Annotated in this window: 18 protein-coding genes; 12 read left to right on the top strand and 6 right to left on the bottom strand. The window is 38.5% G+C overall.

Annotated features, from left to right (window positions below; translation table 11 throughout):
- Positions 1-9: 9 nt before the first annotated feature.
- The gene (gene gshA / locus R2H34_RS16070) at positions 10-1,587 is read right to left on the bottom strand and encodes a glutamate--cysteine ligase (protein ID WP_318342350.1); all 1,578 of its coding nucleotides are present in this window, start codon (positions 1,585-1,587) and stop codon (positions 10-12) included.
- Between the two features lie 194 nt (positions 1,588-1,781).
- Between gshA and R2H34_RS16075 the strand changes: the two genes are divergently transcribed.
- Genes R2H34_RS16075 through R2H34_RS16085 form a run of 3 tightly spaced genes read left to right on the top strand, consistent with a single transcriptional unit; the run spans position 1,782 to position 4,236 of the window.
- Complete coding sequence (locus R2H34_RS16075; protein WP_087540284.1) at positions 1,782-2,321, top strand: DUF924 family protein; 540 nt, start codon at positions 1,782-1,784, stop codon at positions 2,319-2,321.
- 34 nt (positions 2,322-2,355) lie between these two features.
- Complete coding sequence (locus R2H34_RS16080) at positions 2,356-2,913, top strand: CC0125/CC1285 family lipoprotein (protein ID WP_042892962.1); 558 nt, start codon at positions 2,356-2,358, stop codon at positions 2,911-2,913.
- Positions 2,914-2,928: 15 nt separating this feature from the next.
- Positions 2,929-4,236 (top strand): DUF445 domain-containing protein, encoded by a 1,308-nt coding sequence (locus R2H34_RS16085; protein ID WP_004910060.1) that lies wholly within the window; start codon positions 2,929-2,931, stop codon positions 4,234-4,236.
- A gap of 128 nt (positions 4,237-4,364) precedes the next feature.
- Here R2H34_RS16085 and R2H34_RS16090 read toward each other — a convergent pair whose 3' ends face one another.
- Positions 4,365-4,805 carry a hypothetical protein gene (locus R2H34_RS16090; RefSeq protein WP_004910063.1) on the bottom strand — a complete coding sequence of 147 codons (441 nt, stop codon included), beginning with the start codon at positions 4,803-4,805 and terminating at the stop codon, positions 4,365-4,367.
- A gap of 319 nt (positions 4,806-5,124) precedes the next feature.
- On the opposite strand from R2H34_RS16090, the gene R2H34_RS16095 reads away from it, so the two are divergent.
- Together R2H34_RS16095 and R2H34_RS16100 are read left to right on the top strand one after the other, a co-directional pair.
- Complete coding sequence (locus R2H34_RS16095; RefSeq protein ID WP_125272530.1) at positions 5,125-6,279, top strand: pyridoxal phosphate-dependent aminotransferase; 1,155 nt, start codon at positions 5,125-5,127, stop codon at positions 6,277-6,279.
- 97 nt (positions 6,280-6,376) lie between these two features.
- Positions 6,377-7,744 (top strand): MATE family efflux transporter, encoded by a 1,368-nt coding sequence (locus R2H34_RS16100; protein ID WP_087540288.1) that lies wholly within the window; start codon positions 6,377-6,379, stop codon positions 7,742-7,744.
- A gap of 53 nt (positions 7,745-7,797) precedes the next feature.
- Here R2H34_RS16100 and R2H34_RS16105 read toward each other — a convergent pair whose 3' ends face one another.
- Positions 7,798-8,625: an SDR family NAD(P)-dependent oxidoreductase gene (locus R2H34_RS16105; protein WP_004910072.1), complete on the bottom strand. Its 828-nt coding sequence runs from the start codon at positions 8,623-8,625 to the stop codon at positions 7,798-7,800.
- A 463-nt stretch (positions 8,626-9,088) separates the two neighbouring features.
- Between R2H34_RS16105 and R2H34_RS16110 the strand changes: the two genes are divergently transcribed.
- The 4 genes from R2H34_RS16110 (at position 9,089) to R2H34_RS16125 (ending at position 12,681) form a co-directional block, all read left to right on the top strand.
- Entirely contained in the window at positions 9,089-9,766 is a 678-nt protein-coding gene (locus R2H34_RS16110) for a TetR/AcrR family transcriptional regulator (protein WP_004910075.1), read from the top strand.
- A 250-nt stretch (positions 9,767-10,016) separates the two neighbouring features.
- Complete coding sequence (phoB, locus tag R2H34_RS16115) at positions 10,017-10,727, top strand: phosphate regulon transcriptional regulator PhoB (RefSeq protein ID WP_004679100.1); 711 nt, start codon at positions 10,017-10,019, stop codon at positions 10,725-10,727.
- Positions 10,728-10,735: 8 nt separating this feature from the next.
- Entirely contained in the window at positions 10,736-12,094 is a 1,359-nt protein-coding gene (phoR, locus tag R2H34_RS16120) for a phosphate regulon sensor histidine kinase PhoR (RefSeq protein WP_318342351.1), read from the top strand.
- 122 nt (positions 12,095-12,216) lie between these two features.
- Positions 12,217-12,681: a DUF2147 domain-containing protein gene (locus R2H34_RS16125; RefSeq protein ID WP_087540290.1), complete on the top strand. Its 465-nt coding sequence runs from the start codon at positions 12,217-12,219 to the stop codon at positions 12,679-12,681.
- A gap of 50 nt (positions 12,682-12,731) precedes the next feature.
- On the opposite strand, the gene R2H34_RS16130 is transcribed toward R2H34_RS16125, so the two are convergent.
- Positions 12,732-13,700, bottom strand: a complete 969-nt coding sequence (locus R2H34_RS16130) for an IS30 family transposase (protein ID WP_014538385.1) — start codon at positions 13,698-13,700, stop codon at positions 12,732-12,734.
- A 175-nt stretch (positions 13,701-13,875) separates the two neighbouring features.
- Positions 13,876-14,328 (bottom strand): PACE efflux transporter, encoded by a 453-nt coding sequence (locus tag R2H34_RS16135; protein ID WP_087540292.1) that lies wholly within the window; start codon positions 14,326-14,328, stop codon positions 13,876-13,878.
- 95 nt (positions 14,329-14,423) lie between these two features.
- On the opposite strand from R2H34_RS16135, the gene R2H34_RS16140 reads away from it, so the two are divergent.
- The 3 genes from R2H34_RS16140 (at position 14,424) to R2H34_RS16150 (ending at position 17,276) form a co-directional block, all read left to right on the top strand.
- Entirely contained in the window at positions 14,424-15,311 is an 888-nt protein-coding gene (locus R2H34_RS16140) for a LysR family transcriptional regulator (RefSeq protein WP_087540294.1), read from the top strand.
- A 673-nt stretch (positions 15,312-15,984) separates the two neighbouring features.
- Complete coding sequence (locus R2H34_RS16145) at positions 15,985-16,509, top strand: hypothetical protein (RefSeq protein ID WP_005156000.1); 525 nt, start codon at positions 15,985-15,987, stop codon at positions 16,507-16,509.
- Entirely contained in the window at positions 16,509-17,276 is a 768-nt protein-coding gene (locus R2H34_RS16150) for a caspase family protein (RefSeq protein WP_005156002.1), read from the top strand. The genes R2H34_RS16145 and R2H34_RS16150 overlap by 1 nt, the downstream gene beginning before the upstream one ends.
- 89 nt (positions 17,277-17,365) lie before the next feature.
- On the opposite strand, the gene R2H34_RS16155 is transcribed toward R2H34_RS16150, so the two are convergent.
- Positions 17,366-18,334: an IS30 family transposase gene (locus tag R2H34_RS16155; RefSeq protein WP_014538385.1), complete on the bottom strand. Its 969-nt coding sequence runs from the start codon at positions 18,332-18,334 to the stop codon at positions 17,366-17,368.
- Positions 18,335-18,429 lie beyond the last annotated feature (95 nt).

Below are 18,429 nucleotides of genomic sequence, written 5' to 3' on the forward strand. Positions count from 1 at the left end.
AAAAAATTTTTAACGGTATTTTGCAAGATATTGGCTAAAACTCATGTCGTTATCTTGTTCAAGTTCAGCCTGTTTTTGCAACGAAGTTTGTCCCAGCTCATCAAAATACTGTTTTCTTTCTTGGTTTAATACATGCTGATCATAATATTGCACATGTTGCTGAGCCATAACGCTGCCAAAACTCCATGTACCACCATGCTTCAAGGTATCTTCAATGACATGCGCTGAAAGCGTATTTTCAACATGTGCTAAGCGTTGTTGCATCACAACAATTGCGTCTTGATACAACTGTGTTTGATTCGCTTGATCGAGTAAAGTCGCACATTGTTGAATAGTAGCTAAATGCTGCTGTGCCCAAGCTTGAAAAGTCATTGTATTCTTACCAAGCTCAATCTTTACATCAGCTGCACGACCTCGATTCACAACCTCAGTTTGATTGCGATCAATCTGTTCTTGTTCATCTGCATACAACTCTGGACTATCACTCAGTAAACAATATAAAGCTAGACTTTCAAGAAAACCTGCAGCGATCTCATCAATACCGATTGAACTATACGGATTCACGTCAACAGCACGAAGTTCGACATAACCAACACCACGATTTTTCAACGCTTGTGATGGCGTTTCACCGGCCTGAGGAACTTGTTTTGGACGGACCAAACTATAGTATTCATTTTCGATCTGAAGCACATGATCATTAATTTGGATAGGTTCACCAGACTCATCGTCTAAGCCCAACGCACTAAACTCTGGATAAGGTGTATGAACTGCTTTCTGCAATCCATCCAAATAGTCATGCAGATCGTTATAATGAATGCCTAATTCTTTCTGTGCTGAGTTTTGGTATCCCAAACGCCCCATACGTAAAGCCGTAGCCTCTGGTAAATACAAAGTGCCTTTAACCAAAGGTTGTAAATGATGTTCACGACCTGTCAGGAAACAACGACAAACGGATGGACTCGCTCCTAATAAATACATCACCAAAGGAGTTAAACGAATAAAATTACGAATTAAGCCAAAATAACGATGGCTACGATAATCTTGAGCACTGAGTTGTTTTAATTCTTGATCGCTCTCTTGTTGTTGTAACTCAGCAAACAATTGATCAGGGAAAGATAAATTATAATGCACCCCTGAAATCGTCTGCATACGGCGACCATAACGCACACCTAAACCACGGCGATAAAGCGTTTTAAAACGACCAATATTCGAGGTTCCGTACTGTGCTAATTGGATATTCTCTTCATTATCATCCAGCATACATGGCATCGACAGTGGCCATAAGCGCTCACCTTCTTCTAGGTGTTGATGCACCACGGTGTGAATATCTCGCAACTCATCTAATGCCGCTGCAATAGTAGATTGAGGAGTGGTAATAAACTCCATCAATGCTTCTGAATAATCCGTTGTAATATGAGGGTGCGTGAGTGCAGACCCTAAAGCTTTTGGATGATTTTTTTGTGATAAAAATCCATTGCTTTGCATTCTTAAACTTTCACGTTCTATGCCGCGTAACATCCCCTTCAATAGCGAAGCATCTACCCATGTTGGAATCACAGAGGAAGAAAATGTGTTGGGTTGATTCATAATTTATATGCTCGCTTATTCAAGATCGGCCAACAAGATAAGTGTTAGCGACTTCGTTATTCTGCCAATTATAACGACAATTGTGATCTAGTCATCTGATTTAATTTAGCAATTTTTATCACAATCTTGTTACATAAGACACGCTGAATTTGTGATTTTATTAAAATAATCGATCTTTCATTTGGCACTTCTTCATGCAAGCACAAGACATTCTCGACTTTTGGTTTGATCCTAATCATCATTCACTTTGGTTCGCGAAAAGTGATGCTTTTGACGATAAAATTCGCGAGCAATTTCAAATAATTCACCAGCAAGCAATACAAGCAGAACTTTGGTCTTGGCGCAAAACACCAGAAGGCCGTTTGGCTGAAATCATTGTACTCGATCAATTCTCTCGTAATATCTACCGTGACCAAGCACAAGCATTTGCTTATGACAGTTTGGTATTGGCACTGGCACAGGAAGCGATTAGCTTACAACTTGATGCGCAATTGAGTCCTGAACAACGTTCTTTCTTATATATGCCGTTTATGCACAGTGAATCTAAATTGATGCATGAATATGCGCTCAAACTTTTTCAACGCTTGGGTAATGAAATCAATCTGAGTTTTGCAAAGAAACATAAGATCATTATTGATCGTTTTGGCCGCTATCCACATCGAAATGAAATTTTAGGTAGAACATCAACGGCGGAAGAGTTGGAATTTTTAACCCAACCCAACAGTAGCTTTTAAGTCAGTTTTACAGACATTGAAATAGGAATTGCATATGAAAACTGTATTGAAATGCACCCCTCTCCTTGTCGCATTGGCATTTACAGGGTGCGCGACCATTCCACAACAACCCAAAACCTTTGACCAACTTGGTCAATTCACCGCTTATCCATTAAATAGCAAAACGTATCGTATTGGTTTTCAAGCAGGTCCAAATCTAAGTTATGGTACAGCTGAAGAAATTACCTTATTAAAAGCTGCTCAAACAACACTCAAAAATGGATACCGTTATTTTACGGTTGTGGATGACCCAAGTAATGCACGGAATAAAGCACCGCGTCAGGCTGTGATTTATCCATCGCCTAGCTATTATCCATATGGCTACTATCGTCGCCATCCAGGCTTTTGGCCCGATCCATTCTATGATATGCCACAAGTGGTCAATATTGATCCAATCCAAGTGTCGTATACTATCGAGTGTTTCAAGACTCAAGATCAATCTCCAGATGCTTTTGACGCGCAAATGATTTTGCAATCATTAGGATCAAAGTACGGATTGAGTCCATCAGGAGATGTGTTACAGCCCGCTGTGCCCACTCAAAACAAAAAGTGAATAAAGGATGACTAAATGAATTCAGTCGAAGAAATCCACGTACCTAGCCTCCAGAGAAGTAAATACTTCGCCACGATGGCACTGATTATTGCGGTAGTGTCGTGGATTGGCTTAATGGTCGCGGCGCATTTTTTTCCTGAATACAAATGGATCATCCATATATTTATGCTTGGTGCAGAAGCAGGTGTGGTTGGTGGTTTAGCAGACTGGTATGCGGTCACAGTACTATTTCGTAATCCTTTCGGCAAAATGCCTTTACCGAAATTACTCCGTGACCACACGGAAATTATTCCACGTAATAAAGCCCGTATTGCCGAATCGATGGGTCGCTTCGTCCAAGAAAACTTTTTATCACCGCAAATCGTAGAACGTAGTCTCAAAAATGCAGACATGAGTTTGGCAATTGGTGAATGGTTAGCCAATCCTAAAAACAATACGCAAGTGGTGCAGATGATTCAGCACACAGTGCCTAGAATTTTTGAATTTGTCAGCCAAGATCAAATTGCTCACTTTGTACAGAACAATAGTGTGCAATGGGTTCGTAGCACCAAAATCAACAAACTTGCCAGTGAAATGTTACGTGCTGTTTTAGATAATGATTTCCACCAAGATGTATTGCAACGTGGGCTTGATCTGGCACATGAATGGATGGTGTCTCATCCTGAAGAAGCACGAGACCTATCTCGTAAATTATTTCAAGAATTAGGCGTATGGAAGCTGGCAAAAGGTGCGAGCTGGATTGGAATTGATGTACAACAACGGACGATTGATTCACTGATCGAAAAAGTTGAATCGATGTTAGCTAACCCTGATCACCCATGGCGCCAAGATATTGAAGCCACAACACATACACTGATGTTACAACTTGCTGATAACGATAGCGAAGCCAGTCTACGTCTAAATAGTGGCAAGGATGCTTTGCTCGATAGTCCTCAGGTGCTCAATTTTATTAGTGGTGCTATCGCGATCCTGTGTGATGCAATTAAAACGGATTTAATGCAAGAAGATTCAGGTATCGCAACGAATTTAAGAACTGCGATTCAACAGCTTGGTATAAGCTTGATTCAAAATGAAAAAGTTCGTGAAGTTTTGAATGAAAAAATGGTCGGCTTAGCAACCAACTTCAGTGAACAATATAGCGATAAAATTATTCGTTATATCAGTGAGCGCATCCACGAGTGGGATTCTCGAGAAATGATCGCCAAAATCGAAAGCGAAGTGGGTGGCGATTTACATATGATCCGTGTGAATGGTGTGATTGTTGGCGCATTTATTGGTTTGGCACTTGGCGTCATTCGTGCAATTGTTGAAAACGTTTTATAAACGATAGAGCCATATACGGTAGAGTCTTTCGACTTTGCCGTCTTTTGCTCTAAGCACCCTGTGATTAGGGCTCATCCATCTTCCCAACAAAAACACATAAAGAGAAAGATCTCTTTTCCTGTCATTCATCAGCAAACCAACTGCTTACTTTCTTGATAATAGCGTGCCAAAGCTTCGGTATCTTGTTTTAAAAAGGCAGTTAAGTACGCTTTTACTTGAACCAATGACAGATGGCTAAAATGAATTCGCTCTTTTGCCTGAAATTGTACTAAACCAAAGATTTGTTTTTTAGCAACGACCACAGGAATATCTGTTTTTACCGTGAAGCTCAACTCTTGAGATGAGGCATAGGGATTTAAAACGATTTCGATGGTGTGTTCTGTATTACCATCTGTAATGGTAAAAGTCGGGCTTGCACCGTCGAGCTGCAACCAACGATTGAGTTGTTGTTTCCAACCCATTCTGTCAAATCGAGTTAATACCCCAATGGTATTTAATGCTCCACATTGTTCTACATCATTTAAATCAAGATGATGCGGATAGCGTATTTTTAGATCGAAATTGTCCATTGCTTAATGTCCTATTTCACAATTATTCGTATTTATTTTAATCTCTCGATATAAATTATATCGCTTAAATAATTAAATTAAAACACCATATGTAATTGAAAAATAATAATTTATTATACAAATTTAATTAAAAAATGACCAATTCTGTCACTATTGTTTTGATTAAGACACTATTCCACTATTTCTCTTGATATTTAGCACATTATTGAAGCAAGGAAGAGACGTAAATCTCTGTTCGCACCAGTTGCGACGATTTGGATATCTCATCCTTTTACCGATACAATCAACTCAAAACAAAACTTCAATTAGGTTAATCACCATGCTGCAACTTCAGTCAAAACTTCCAAGTCAAGGTGTGACCATTTTTAGTGTAATGACTGAACTCGCTCACAGGCTCAATGCCTTGAACCTATCACAAGGTTTTCCTGATTTTCCTGCCCCACCCGCTCTGTTAGAAGCACTTAGCCAAGCAACATTAGATGGCTATAACCAATACCCAGCAGGAGATGGTGTACTAGCTCTGCGCGAAGAGTTAGCACAACAATTTCTGCAACGTGATCAATTAAATTGCGACCCCATCACCGAAGTTACCATTACACCTGGTGCAACCATTGCCATTTTCTGTGCAATTCAAGCCTGTATCCACGCAGGTGATGAAGTTATTATTTTTGATCCAAGTTATGACAGTTATGCACCTGCGGTACAACTCGCAGGTGGTAAGTCGATTCATATTCATTTGGAAGCACCCTCATTTCAGGTAGATTGGCAAAGGGTTCAAGACAGCATCACTGCCAAAACTCGCATGATTATTGTCAATACACCACATAATCCTACAGGAGCAATTTGGTCAGAGCAGGACTGGCAACAACTGATTCAACTTATTGAAGATAAAAATATTGTTGTATTGTCTGATGAAGTTTATGAACATCTGGTCTTTGATGGGCAAAAACATTTTAGTGCTCTAAGTTTTCCCGAACTGCGTGAACGTAGTTATGTCATTGGTTCTTTCGGAAAGACCTATCATGTCACGGGTTGGAAAACAGGATATTGTGTTGCTGCACCAGAATTAATGCGTCTATTTCGACAGATTTATCAGTACGCAAATTTTTGTGGTACTACACCATGCCAAATCGCACTGGCTAATTATATGCAGCAGCATCCTGAGCATATTCAAGAACTTCCTCATTTCTACCAAGCAAAACGTGATCGTTTTAATGCTCAAATCCGAGACTCACATTTTAAATTTCTACCATCTCAGGGAACCTATTTCCAAAACCTAGACTATAGTGAAATTCGACCTGATCTGAATGATGTGGAGATGTGCCAATTCCTTGCAGAGCAACACAAAATTGTCGCTATCCCAATTTCCGTCTTTTATCAGCAGCCTCCTGAATCACTCAGACTCATTCGATTTTGTTTTGCTAAAACCGATATAACCTTGCAACGTGCGGGAGAAATCCTCGTACAGTGTTGATCAACAAAACATAAACTGAACTCAACCCAAGCTCGTGCTGCATATGTTATTTTGAAGAGATGATTTGCGTTTCCAATAGACGCGTAAAGGAGTTTAAATGACGCCACGCCAAACGTTGGTGATGCAACCCAATCTCTGGAAAACCTTTTTTGTTTTTCTTGTCCCGCTAATCGCCACAAATATTTTGCAGAATCTTTCAGGTACGATTAATACGATTTTTGTCGGTCAGATGATGGGCGTGGATGCGATTGCAGCCGTTTCTGTATTTTTCCCTATCCTGTTTTTTCTCTTGGCTTTTGTGATTGGAATTTCAGCAGGCACTACCGTATTAGTTGGGCAAGCATGGGGAGCACAAAATCTTGAAAAGGTTCGCTGTGTCATCGGCTCAACATTATTTATTACCCTGATTGGGGGCACCTTGATTGCCATTTTAGGTCTGGTATTTGCTGAGCAGATTTTAAATGTGTTGGGCACCGATCCTAAAGTCATGCATCTATCATTACCCTACGTTCAATGGATGCTGGTGGGTAGTCCGTTATTATTTGTTTATATTATTTATACCTCGATTTTACGGGGTGTTGGCGATAGCGTGACACCGCTAATTGCCTTGAGTTTAACCAGTTTAATTGGCTTGGTGGTTACACCTGTTTTATTAAAAGGCTATTTTGGTTTTCCTGAATTAGGCATTATCGCACCTGCAGTTGCCACCATCATGGGTTATGCGGCTGTACTCATTTTTCTAGCTTTCTACTTAAATTATAAAAATCATCCTCTTAAAATTGATCGTCAACTGCTTCGAAGTATTCGTCACGATCCAAGTTTAAGTAAGTTAATTTTAAAACTGGGTATTCCGACAGGCGTACAAATGGTCACCACGTCTTTGGCTGGCTTAGTGATTATTGGCTTAGTTAATCGTTATGGCGCACACGCAACTGCCGCATATGGCGCAGTCAATCAAGTTCTGAACTACATTCAATTCCCAGCCATGTCGATCTCCATAGCGGCATCAATCTTTGCAGCGCAAGCGATTGGGGCTGGAAAATCCGACTTATTGGCTAAAGTGACACGGACTGCCTTAGGCATGAATATCTTGTTTACAGGAACACTCATCACTTTGGCTTATCTATTTTCTAAGTATTTAATGGCGCTTTTTATCACCGATCATAGTGTGGTGGTATTAGGGCAACAGCTATTATTTATTGTGCTATGGTCAATTTTGTTTTTTGGAGCAAGCGCTATTTTTGCTTCAATCATGCGTGCCAGTGGCACAGTCAATGTCCCAATGATGATCAATATTTTGACCATCCTTCTGATCGAAGTGCCTTGTGCTTATTGGTTTAGTTCTATGTGGGGCTTAAATGGTATTTGGACGGCTTACGCGCTCGCCTTTGTATGTCTATGTATTTTTCAAGCAAGTTATTATCAATTTGTCTGGAAAAGACGTGATATTAAACGACTCATCTAATAAATAAAAAAGCCATTCAAATCTGAATGGCTTTTTGATCAAGCATATAAAGCTTAAAGCATCTTAGTTGCAAAAGCTGCAATACGTTGATAGCCCGTAGGGAATAGACGTTGGAAAGAATCTAAAATTCGAGCATCTGTTCCAATCAACAAACGGCGTTTATCTTTTAATACCGCATTTAAAATTTGACGTGCAGCTTCTTCTGGTGGTGTACGCAAGAATTTATCAAACTGCTTGATTGATTTGCCTGGATCCATACCTAGGCTCTTTAAGCTGTCGTTCATTTTTGCAGCTTTGGCAATATTGGTACGAATACCACCTGGGTGTACGCAAAGTGAACTTACACCGCTCTTTTCAATATCAAGTTCTTGGCGTAATGACTCTGTGAAACCGCGTACCGCAAATTTTGTTGCGTTATAAGCAGATTGAGTTGGTTGTGATGTCAAACCAAAAATACTTGAGATATTGATGATGTGACCATCTTTAGTTTGTTTGATGAATGGAAGGAATTCTTTTGTTCCATACACCACACCCCAGAAGTTAATTCCGACGATCCACTCTAAATCTTCGTAGCTTGCACCTTCAACGGTAGAACCCAATGCAACTCCTGCATTGTTAAAGATCATATTGACACAACCATGATCTTGAACTGTTTCTTGTGCCCATTGTTTTACCGCTTCGCGATCAGAAACATCAAGCACTTTGGTTGTAACTGTAATTGGATTATCTTTCACAAGCTCAACAGTTTGTGCTAAGCCTTTTTCATTGATATCGCTCAATGACAAGTGACAACCTTGTTTAGCCAATAAAACTGCCAGTTGTTGTCCAATCCCAGAACCTGCACCTGTGATCGCTGCGACTTTATTTTTAAAATTTTTCATTGCCTATCCTTTGTATTGCGAATGAATTGCACACATTTGAGTAGATCATGTGCAGTTTGAGTTATAACCAATATAATTTTGACAATACATATTGTCAATATAGTACAATATCACTTTAAGACAAATGGCAAGAATCAACATATTGCTTGTCATATTAGGTCTATTTACATTTCATGACCTAAGATCTTGGAACGAGACAAAGCATATTGCGTGGAATTTAGTTATGCTAGAGCCGCATAAAGCATCGACAATTGGTAAAAAATGTTATTGTCGAGAGTGTTAGGACTAAGATGTTTCCCCAAACTTCGTTATAAAATTTAACAAGGGGAATAATTTTGTCTACCTTTTGCAAGTTGTGGCATGGATGGTCATCTTCATGATTTTTGATCTGAAATGACAGTAATTCAATGCAAACTCGTCCGAGCCACACGATTTAAAGATTTTTTAGGGAACGGTTTTTCTAATGACGACTCAAGATCAGGCGACACGTAAAAAAAAGAATGTTGACGCGAAAGAACGCCAATTCAAAGGGCTGTCTTTGAGTGAGCGTAAAGAAGCGCGCCGAGAGAAACTGATTGAGGCGGGTATCGCCACTTACGGGACACAAGGTTTTTTCTCTGTCACTGTGAAAGATGTCTGTAATGAGGCAAAACTTACTGAACGCTATTTCTATGAATCTTTTAAGAAAAGTGAAGAATTATTCCAAACCGTTTTCTTAAAAATGATTGGAAAAATGCAAACTTGCTTGACCCAAGCGGTCATCATGGCTGCCCCTGAACCTAAAAACATGGTGACTGCAGGTTTATCTGCATTGCTCACTGCGATTAAAGATGATCCGCGTATGGCACGTATCATTTATATTGATGCCATGCTCGTTCAAGACTTACATAACCAAGCCACAATTCAAGAAACATTGACGCAATTTGACCGTATTATTCAGGCTTTCGTCATGATCACGATGCCGAATGCCCCTCAAGGCAATGATGAAGTGTCGTTAATGGCAACAGGGCTGAATGGATACGTGACTCATATTATTATTCGTTGGGTCTCTGAAGGCTTCAAGCAACCACTTGATGAAGTTCTTGCAGCCTGCTGTGCCGTGTTTTTATCCTTTATCGAAACCACATCACAAAAAAATTAAAATCCTTTTACAGTTTTGTTACAAAGCATATACTTAAATGATGATCCGATTAAATGAATGAATTCATTTGATTTATTAATCAGCAATCTGTCATCATTTGGTCATTGCTCTGCCCCACAATTGTCACAATTTATTGCTAAATTCGACTTTATTAACTCTTTTGCAATGATATTGTCATAATTAATCTTTGTAATAAGCCTGTCATAACAACAAAACGGTTCACCGTTACAGATATTAAGGGTATTGCGCTGTGAAAGATGACTATATTTTAATTGTCGATGATGAACTACCGATCCGCGAAATGATCCATACATCTTTGGATATGGCAGGCTTCCAATGTTTGCAAGCGGAAGATGCTAAACAAGCGCATCAGATTATTGTTGACCAGCGTCCTGCTCTTATTTTGCTGGATTGGATGCTACCGGGTGGTGTGAGTGGTGTCGATTTGTGCCGTCGCCTAAAACGCGATGAAAACTTAGCAGAAATTCCTGTGATCATGTTGACTGCACGCGGTGAAGAAGACCATAAAGTTCAAGGTCTTGATGCTGGTGCTGATGACTACATGACCAAACCATTTTCGACGCGTGAACTGGTTTCACGTATTAAAGCAGTGTTACGTCGTGCCAATGCGCTGAGCGGTGAAAAAGTTATTGATGCCAATGGCTTAATGCTTGATCCTGTCAGCCAGCGTGTGAGTTTTGGAAACAGCATCCTCGAGATGGGGCCGACTGAATATCGTTTGCTTGCTTTCTTTATGACTCACCCTGAACGTGCATATACACGTGCTCAATTACTTGACCAAGTTTGGGGCGGCAATGTATATATCGAAGACCGTACTATTGATGTACATATTCGTCGTTTGCGCAAAGTGTTAGAACCCTTTGGTGTTGATCGTTTTGTTCAAACGGTACGTGGCACTGGTTATCGTTTTTCTACACGAGCTGACTTAGCAGCAGGTTAAAACCCTTTATGTATGAACCTTATCCCGTCCCTGAACTGGCACGTGAGCACCAACAATTTCGTTACAGCAGTTTGTGGACGTTTGCAAAACAAGATTTAAGACTGTTGATGTTTTTCTTATTGATTGCAAGCTTAATTGGATTTGGGGTTGGATACTTTTGGAGCTGTATCTTTGTTGCCTTTGTTGTTTTCTTTCTTTTGCAGCTCCGCTCGCTTTATCTAGTCAATGATTGGATTTCAAATCGTCCCTACGATATGCCACCTAATCTAAATGGCATTTGGGGCGCACTATTATTTAATGTCTACCGCGCACAACGCCAAGAACGAATCGTACAAGCTGAGATGGTGGGATTAATAGATCGTGCCCAGTCATCATTAGTTGCATTAGCTGAAGCGGTGGTTTTAATCGATGATCAGCATCAGATTGAATGGTGGAATCCTGCTGCTGAAAAGTTATTGGGAATTAATCCTTTAGATCGTGGTCGCAATTTACTCTCTATTTTGCGCCAACCCAATTTCATTGAATATTTCAAAAATAGTGATCAAGCGCCAGATGGAATTCGTCTTCAAGCACAGATGGACGAAGAGCGTTATGTACAAGTTAAAATCACACGTTTTGGTGGGGAAAGCCGTCTCTTGGTTGCACATGACATTACTCGAATGCATAACCTTGAACAGATGCGTAAAGATTTCGTGGATAATATTTCCCACGAGCTACGCACGCCACTGACGGTATTGAGCGGATACCTTGAAACCTTTACCGATCAAGATGATATTACCCCACGTTGGAAACGTGCTTTTACCCAAATGCAGTCGCAAACCAAACGTATGAATGCTTTGGTTAATGATTTATTACTATTATCCAATTTAGAGAATAATAAAAAAGTCGCTAAAAATCAGATTATTGATATGGCAAATCTGATGAATCAATTATTTGATGATGCACGTGCCTACAATCTCGACTATGGTCATACACTCAACTTAGATATTGATAGCCACTGTGATCTGATTGGTTCAAACATGGAAATTGCTAGTGCTTTCAGTAACTTAATTACTAATGCCATTAAATACACACCCAAAGGTGGAATTATTACCATTGGTTGGCACGAAGATGGTGATCATGCCTATTTTTCTGTCCAAGACAATGGTATTGGGATCAACCCTAAACACCTCCCTCGTCTCACGGAGCGTTTTTATCGGGTTGATAGCGCTCGCAGTCGTCAAACAGGCGGCACAGGTCTAGGCCTAGCGATCGTTAAGCATGTGCTGATGCAGCATGGTGCACATCTCGAAATCACCTCTAAAGAAAATGAAGGCTCTACATTTACAGCCGTGTTCCCGAAAGAACGCCTTTACCATATGATCTAAAATAATTACAGGGAACTGCCAAGTTCCCTGATTTATGATGTTTTTCTATACTTTTAAATAATATAATAAGTTGTTGTTTCATTTCGCTATTTCTACACTTCATCTCGATGTAAAAACGACTTATGATTATTTCTTTAATTCGCAGCTTTGCGTTACTCCTCGGACTCAGTACTGCTTTTCATATTCAAGCAAGCCCTTTTGATCCTCTAATTGGTACATGGAAAGTTGTCGATGAACGCACTGGTTCTTATGTGTCAGATATTGTGATTCGACGCAATTCTAAAACAGAACAATACAGTGCTGTCATCGTCAAAATGTATCCCTCTGCTAAAGAGGCCGCTCCGACTACTTGCACAAAATGTACAGGTGCTTTGAAAGATCAACCTATCGTCGGTATGGAAGTATTAACTAAGCTCAAAAAACTCAATCAAGATGAGGAATTTGGTCAAGGTGTCTGGATCAACCCTTATGATGGTTATAAATACAGTATTCAAGGACGTTTAAGCAAAACTGGTAAAATGCTAAATATCAGTGCCAAACATCCAAGTAATAATAGCTTTCGTGCTATGACATGGATTCGCTTATAAAAAATATACATCGTTTAGTGTCATAGTTAAAAAAATATGGGGGGGCGAATTCAAACATGAGGTGCGACAGTTTGAAAAGTCTTATGATAATCAACAAGCTGAGCAAATTTCTCTAATGGTGTAAGCCAATCTAACGCTTTTCTAGGACGAGTATTCAGTGACATGGCAACTTGATTTAAATAATGCTGATCTGCCTGATTTAAATCAATCCCTTTAGGTAAATATTGCCTAATTAAACCATTCATATTTTCGCATGTGCCTTTTTGCCAGGGTGAATGTGGGTCACAGAAATATACATCTATGCCTAAATCTTCTTCAAGTATTTTATGTTCTGCCATCTCGCGTCCACGGTCATAGGTCAACGTTTTACGCAGTTCTGCAGGTAAATATTTCAGAGCTTCAGTTAAAGCCTTGCGCACTGATTCTGCCTTTGCATCAGGTAATGTTGCCAAGATACAGAGCCGTGTATTTCGTTCAATAAGTGTTGCTATCGAACTTTTATTGTCTTTACCTTTAATTAAATCAGCTTCCCAATGACCCGGTATTTTTCTTTCTTGAACTTCGGCTGGGCGCTCATGAATAGTTTTAATATCCTGTAATATAGAATCTTTTTTAGGTTCACCGTTAGCTTTTCGCTTTTTATTTTCATGACGTAGACAGGATAATAAGTCTTTTTTCAACTCACCCTTGGGTAATGCTCGTATCGTTGAATAAATCGTTGTATGGCTTACATTCATTGTTTGATCCAAATCAGGAAATGTCTTTAAACGCTTTGCTATTTGCTGAGGAGACCATAAACAACGGATCGCTTCAACAATAAATTTCCAGAGGATTGAATCGATTTTGAGTTTTCTGTGACCACGTCTACGTCTAGCAAAAGTGTTATCAGAAGCATATCGAGCTTGATAAACGTCATTGATGCTATTTCTTTTAAGCTCACGATAGATCGTACTAGGATGTCTTTTAATAAGTTCAGCAAATTTTCTGGCTGAAAAGCCTTCTTTTCTTGACTCAAGCATTAATGCAGTACGATCTTCAAAGTTAAGATGATGGTATGACAATTTTATATACTCCATAAACCCTTTAAATTAATTAGGTGGTTTATGTCGCACTTCAAGTTTTACTCTGCCGGGCTTTTAATAAGTCCCCATATTTATATGCAATCATGATTGCTTGAATAGGCTTTGATTTAAATTAAAGCTTAGTCGTTGAAGGCAATGGTTTAGTTTCAAGCAAGTGACTTGGCAAGCCAAATAAATGATCAAAAAAGTAATTATAAACAAAGGTATAGCATGGAATAATGATCATCAAACTAAAATCTAATAAGAAGGCTTTGACTAAACTGATTTGCATCCACCAAGCAATCAATGGAATCAAAATAATGACTAAGACCACCTGAAAACCGATAGCATGCACGACACGTCTAAAAATGGTTCGTGTCTTAGAATGCTGTCGTTTTTCCCACCATTCAAAGGCATAGTTGTAAAAGAAATTTACGCTGACAGCGATCACCGCAATTAATAATGACAAAGGTCCAGTGTGACTGATCGTTGAGCCTGAAAGTACAGCCAAAATCATCGCACAAATCAAAAAACTGAGTACTTCATAGAAAAATACATAGGTCACTCTTCTTTTCATTCCTTGCATGACAGCACCTCAAAATCAACAAAACGTGGATTTTACGCGCTCTTTCTGATAAAAAAAGTTAATCGTGATCAGTTTTACTGACAAGCAAGCTAGAGATAAATATGAATAGTGAACAGCTAGAATTAATTCTTGAAGTAATTGATCAAGGCAATTTCTCTGCTGCAGCACGTGCTTTAAATCGAGTTCCTTCGGCTGTGAGTATGGCCATTGCGAATTTAGAAGCAGAATTGAATTTAAAATTATTTGAACGTAGCAAAAATCATTTAGAACCTACCGAGATTGCCCTATCTATTGAACCGCATGCACGATTAATTGTGACCAAATTGCGTCAACTTGAAATGCATCTCACCGAGCTTTCTATGGGATTGGAAACAAATCTTAAAATTGGTGTTGCGGCTGATATTAATCAAAAAATTGTATTGGCAGGCATCGAAGATTTAACGCATCGCTATCCGCTGTTAAATATCGAAATGCACTGCGCAGCACAGCAAGAACTCAAAGCATGCCTTAGAAATAATGAAATCGATCTGTATGTTGCTTATAGTTCTTCTACGATTGATGCCAATGAGCGCTTCCGCTTATTGGGTGTTGAAAAATTTGTTGCTGCGATTTCCCCTAAAGAAGCACAACAGCTTCGGGCACAACATAAAAATGAGCTGACGATGTTATCTGAGCTTCGACAAATTATTGTGGCAAGTAAAAATTATCCTCTCCCTGACCCACGTATTTTGGTCTCAGATGCCTACTGGCATACGGATAATTTATCCATGGCGATTGGGATGGTGGAGCAAGGACTCGGCTGGGGTAATTTTCCGTTGTCTATTGTCCAAGAGCATTTTGCTAAACAAAGTTTGGTTCGTTTGGAGTTTAGTGATACCACCAACGGACTAGATATGCCAATCCATGCGATTTGGCCTAGTTACAAACCTCTCACTAAAACTCTCCAGTTGCTGATAGAACTTTGGGCAACACAACAGCTTTAACAGAAAAGAAAAAAGCCCGACATCCTGTCGGGCTTTTTCGTATTCCTTTCACTAGATACAACTCCTGTCATATCTCACATCCTGATGCTCAAACTTATTATTATTGTTTTATGTTTTGGAACTTCCTGTTCCTGATGAGCCCATATTAGGTGATTTTGGTGGGTACGGATATGGGTCATTGACTGGAATTGGTGTAGGAAATGGCTTACAGAATAGTTTTATTCTTGGCAAGAAATATCAAACATGCTTAAAAAGCAGCCGACTTGTGTCTAAGTCAGTTTCTTTATCTTTTTTAGGACAGTATAAAAACCATTAAGGAATTGATTTAATATAATTTTTCCAATATGGTTTCACATAAGCGCCACTATGTTAAATGGATGATGAATTGGTGGAAAATTCCAGTTTTTAAATTAAAATTGCGAATAAGAGTTTTTATGTTAACTAATGGAGTCTAAAAATATCTAGGCTCTCTATAAGGGAAAGCACAATTACCCCTTGCGTAGATACGACCTATGCGTGGCTCCGTCAGCCCGAATTAGGTGAGTGCATTAGAAAACTAAATATTTATTTTAGTATGGAATACGACTTAACCTGTCGCTAAAAAAAGATTAACTATATCAATAGTTAAAATTAAATATGTATAATTGTGATATAACTTTATAAGAGAAATACTGTGGATATTAATTGTGTTCCTGAAGTAGTAACTGGAGTAGATTGGTCAAAAATAGGGCCTGCAATTTTAGGTACTGTATTATCGGTTGTTGTATCAGGTGTCTTATTTTTCGTCAAAAATAATATTGATAAAAAGATTAGAGAAGAGAATCAGAAAAAAGCTGATTTAGACCAGCTAGATAAGCAGCTTGATGATATTTTGAAGATAGCTATTTCATACCCTTATCTTGAGACAAAGAAATTTTGTGAAACTTGGGATAAAACCAAAGCTGAAATTGGAGATGATTGTGATAGATATCAGAGATATAGCGTTTTTTGCAATTTAGTTTTTAACTATCTTTCTCGCTTAGCTGAATATTGTGAATATGATTTGGAATGTATTCAGAAACAGCATATTAATATGAAAGAATGGGTTAGATTACACCAAAAAAATTGGAATGATCCTTTAAATGATCCGAATGAAAATATTGATAGTTATGATGAAAAGTTTGTAGCACTTGTTAATAAATGTCTAGGAAAACACTGATGAAGAAAAAAGCAATAATTATTGCCAACCAAGATCCTCTGTTAACTGGTGTTTCTAAAGATATAGATCATATTCAGGTATTTTTAAAAGATATTGTTGGGGGGGCATGGAACTCAGATGAAATTGAGGTTCATATTAATCCTACGTTAAGCTTTCTTAAGTTAGCATTAGCGATAGATAAATTACATAGCTATGACTACATGATGGTTTTTTTTACAGGTCATGGAGGACATAAGCGTCAACAAACTTATGTTCAAATAAACAATGATAAAGAGTTAATAGCACAGTCTGAATTGGAAAATTTATGTAAAAAGCAGATTAATATATATGACTGTTGTCGTAGTGAAATTGAAACTCTTACTGAATCGAGAGCTTCAATGAGCATGGAGTCTTACAAGTTTGGAGATTCTTTAAAGTTGACGAGATTAGAAGCTAGAAGGCTGTATGAAAATCAAATTGAAAGGGCAAAACCTCAGCAATTGATTTTATATTCATGTTCTTTAAATGAATACTCGCAAGATGAAAGCTACGGTGCTTTATATTTAACAAATCTTCTAAGAGATGCTAATACATTTGAAAACTGCCAATATCACGGAAAAAGGTTCAAAGTCGCTCTAGAAAGTCACAACAATGCTGCTATCAGAGTGAAAAGAGATAATCGTGATAAACAAAATCCGCAGACACCTGATTATCAAGTAACTAAATTTCGTGATATTGAAGATCATTTGATAATTAGTATTAATCCTGAGAAGCATATTTATCGTTAAATATTTCTAAAATTAACATAATACGCCTTATGCGAAATACATAAAATAAAAACATAAAATAAAAAGCCCCTATCTATAGGGGGGCGAATTCAAACATGAGGTGCGACAGTTTGAAAAGTCTTATGATAATCAACAAGCTGAGCAAATTTCTCTAATGGTGTAAGCCAATCTAACGCTTTTCTAGGACGAGTATTCAGTGACATGGCAACTTGATTTAAATAATGCTGATCTGCCTGATTTAAATCAATCCCTTTAGGTAAATATTGCCTAATTAAACCATTCATATTTTCGCATGTGCCTTTTTGCCAGGGTGAATGTGGGTCACAGAAATATACATCTATGCCTAAATCTTCTTCAAGTATTTTATGTTCTGCCATCTCGCGTCCACGGTCATAGGTCAACGTTTTACGCAGTTCTGCAGGTAAATATTTCAGAGCTTCAGTTAAAGCCTTGCGCACTGATTCTGCCTTTGCATCAGGTAATGTTGCCAAGATACAGAGCCGTGTATTTCGTTCAATAAGTGTTGCTATCGAACTTTTATTGTCTTTACCTTTAATTAAATCAGCTTCCCAATGACCCGGTATTTTTCTTTCTTGAACTTCGGCTGGGCGCTCATGAATAGTTTTAATATCCTGTAATATAGAATCTTTTTTAGGTTCACCGTTAGCTTTTCGCTTTTTATTTTCATGACGTAGACAGGATAATAAGTCTTTTTTCAACTCACCCTTGGGTAATGCTCGTATCGTTGAATAAATCGTTGTATGGCTTACATTCATTGTTTGATCCAAATCAGGAAATGTCTTTAAACGCTTTGCTATTTGCTGAGGAGACCATAAACAACGGATCGCTTCAACAATAAATTTCCAGAGGATTGAATCGATTTTGAGTTTTCTGTGACCACGTCTACGTCTAGCAAAAGTGTTATCAGAAGCATATCGAGCTTGATAAACGTCATTGATGCTATTTCTTTTAAGCTCACGATAGATCGTACTAGGATGTCTTTTAATAAGTTCAGCAAATTTTCTGGCTGAAAAGCCTTCTTTTCTTGACTCAAGCATTAATGCAGTACGATCTTCAAAGTTAAGATGATGGTATGACAATTTTATATACTCCATAAACCCTTTAAATTAATTAGGTGGTTTATGTCGCACTT

Origin of the sequence: Acinetobacter sp. 16 (assembly GCF_033439925.1) — a bacterium.
Taxonomy (GTDB): Bacteria; Pseudomonadota; Gammaproteobacteria; order Pseudomonadales; family Moraxellaceae; genus Acinetobacter; species Acinetobacter junii.

Coding starts and splice junctions, on each gene's coding strand:
- R2H34_RS16085 (WP_004910060.1), top strand. CDS start 2,929: ATGAATTCAGTCGAAGAAATCCACGTACCTAGCCTCCAGAGAAGTAAA.
- R2H34_RS16125 (WP_087540290.1), top strand. CDS start 12,217: ATGATTATTTCTTTAATTCGCAGCTTTGCGTTACTCCTCGGACTCAGT.
- R2H34_RS16110 (WP_004910075.1), top strand. CDS start 9,089: ATGACGACTCAAGATCAGGCGACACGTAAAAAAAAGAATGTTGACGCG.
- R2H34_RS16135 (WP_087540292.1), bottom strand. CDS start 14,328: ATGCAAGGAATGAAAAGAAGAGTGACCTATGTATTTTTCTATGAAGTA.
- R2H34_RS16090 (WP_004910063.1), bottom strand. CDS start 4,805: ATGGACAATTTCGATCTAAAAATACGCTATCCGCATCATCTTGATTTA.
- R2H34_RS16100 (WP_087540288.1), top strand. CDS start 6,377: ATGACGCCACGCCAAACGTTGGTGATGCAACCCAATCTCTGGAAAACC.
- R2H34_RS16075 (WP_087540284.1), top strand. CDS start 1,782: ATGCAAGCACAAGACATTCTCGACTTTTGGTTTGATCCTAATCATCAT.
- R2H34_RS16095 (WP_125272530.1), top strand. CDS start 5,125: ATGCTGCAACTTCAGTCAAAACTTCCAAGTCAAGGTGTGACCATTTTT.
- R2H34_RS16080 (WP_042892962.1), top strand. CDS start 2,356: ATGAAAACTGTATTGAAATGCACCCCTCTCCTTGTCGCATTGGCATTT.
- R2H34_RS16155 (WP_014538385.1), bottom strand. CDS start 18,334: ATGCTTGAGTCAAGAAAAGAAGGCTTTTCAGCCAGAAAATTTGCTGAA.
- R2H34_RS16130 (WP_014538385.1), bottom strand. CDS start 13,700: ATGCTTGAGTCAAGAAAAGAAGGCTTTTCAGCCAGAAAATTTGCTGAA.
- R2H34_RS16150 (WP_005156002.1), top strand. CDS start 16,509: ATGAAGAAAAAAGCAATAATTATTGCCAACCAAGATCCTCTGTTAACT.
- gshA (WP_318342350.1), bottom strand. CDS start 1,587: ATGAATCAACCCAACACATTTTCTTCCTCTGTGATTCCAACATGGGTA.
- phoR (WP_318342351.1), top strand. CDS start 10,736: ATGTATGAACCTTATCCCGTCCCTGAACTGGCACGTGAGCACCAACAA.
- R2H34_RS16105 (WP_004910072.1), bottom strand. CDS start 8,625: ATGAAAAATTTTAAAAATAAAGTCGCAGCGATCACAGGTGCAGGTTCT.